Origin of the sequence: Nocardia barduliensis (assembly GCF_013315795.1) — a bacterium.
Taxonomy (GTDB): domain Bacteria; phylum Actinomycetota; class Actinomycetes; order Mycobacteriales; family Mycobacteriaceae; genus Nocardia; species Nocardia barduliensis.
Genome location: NZ_JABLTE010000266.1, coordinates 1 through 1104, shown reverse-complemented (window position 1 = coordinate 1104; position 1104 = coordinate 1). Strand labels below are relative to the sequence as shown.

Annotated in this window: 1 protein-coding gene; it reads left to right on the top strand. The window is 66.8% G+C overall.

Annotation, left to right across the window (positions count from 1 at the left end):
- Window positions 1-168: 168 nt before the first annotated feature.
- Window positions 169-1059 carry an IS5 family transposase gene (locus HOV91_RS39110; protein ID WP_174190188.1) on the top strand — a complete coding sequence of 297 codons (891 nt, stop codon included), beginning with the start codon at window positions 169-171 and terminating at the stop codon, window positions 1057-1059.
- Window positions 1060-1104 lie beyond the last annotated feature (45 nt).

The following is a 1104-nucleotide window of genomic DNA, read 5'->3' as shown; positions in this document are numbered from 1 at the left end:
CTAGGTTCTGTCTCGAAGTGAGTTGATGGGGTGGCACCGCGTGGTGGTGTCAGCGTGTCAGTGTTTCGGTGGGAGTTGTTGGCCGCGTTGGCGTATGGGTGAGGTCTCCGGTATTTCGGGTTAGCGACCAAGCAAACCTGAATAGTGCCGGAGACCTCGTGGCCAGCGGTGGCGGGGCGGGCGGATCTGACCGATGCCCAGTGGGCGCGGTTGGAGCCGTTGCTGCCTCGTGGGAAGAAGGCGGGCCGCCCGCCGAAGTGGACGAAGCGGCAGCTCATCGATGGGATCCGGTGGCGAACACGGGCTGGTTGCCCGTGGCGCGACATTCCTGCCGAGTACGGGTCCTGGCAGGCGATATATGGGTTGTTCCGCCGGTGGCAGCGTGCCGGAGCGTGGGCGGCGATCGTGACCTCGCTGCAGGTTTTCGCTGACGCGGCCGGTGTGATCGAGTGGCAGGTCAGTGTGGACTCCACGATCACTCGCGCTCATCAGCATGCCGCGGGCGCCCGCCGTGACGGCGGCGGGCAGGCCGAACCACCGGCCGGTCCGGGTGAATGCGAGCCGGCCGATCATGGGTTGGGGCGCTCGCGTGGCGGGTGGACCAGCAAGCTGCACCTGGCGTGTGAGCAGGGCTGTCGGGTGTTGTCGGTGCTGGTCACCGCTGGTCAGGCCGGTGACAGTCCGCAGTTCTCAGCGGTGCTGGACGGTATCGCAGTGCCCAGGCCCGGTGGTGGGCGAGCGCGGGTGCGGCCGCAACGGGTGCTGGCCGACAAGGCGTATTCCAGTCGCGGTAACCGGGAGTGGTTGCGCCGTCACGGGATCAAAGCGACCATCCCGGTTCCGGCGGACCAGGCCGCGCACCGGCGGCGCCGTGGCAGTGCGGGCGGGCGGCCACCGGCGTTCGATCCGGGGATCTACCGTGACCGCAATGCTGTCGAGCGGGGCATCAACCAGCTCAAACAGCATCGAGCTGTGGCAACGAGGTTCGACAAACTCGCTGTGCGCTATCTGGCCACCATCCAGGTCGCGGTCATCAACCAATGGCTCAGACACTCCTGAGGACGGTCCACAAACCCGCCCTTACGACTTCGAGACAGAACCTAG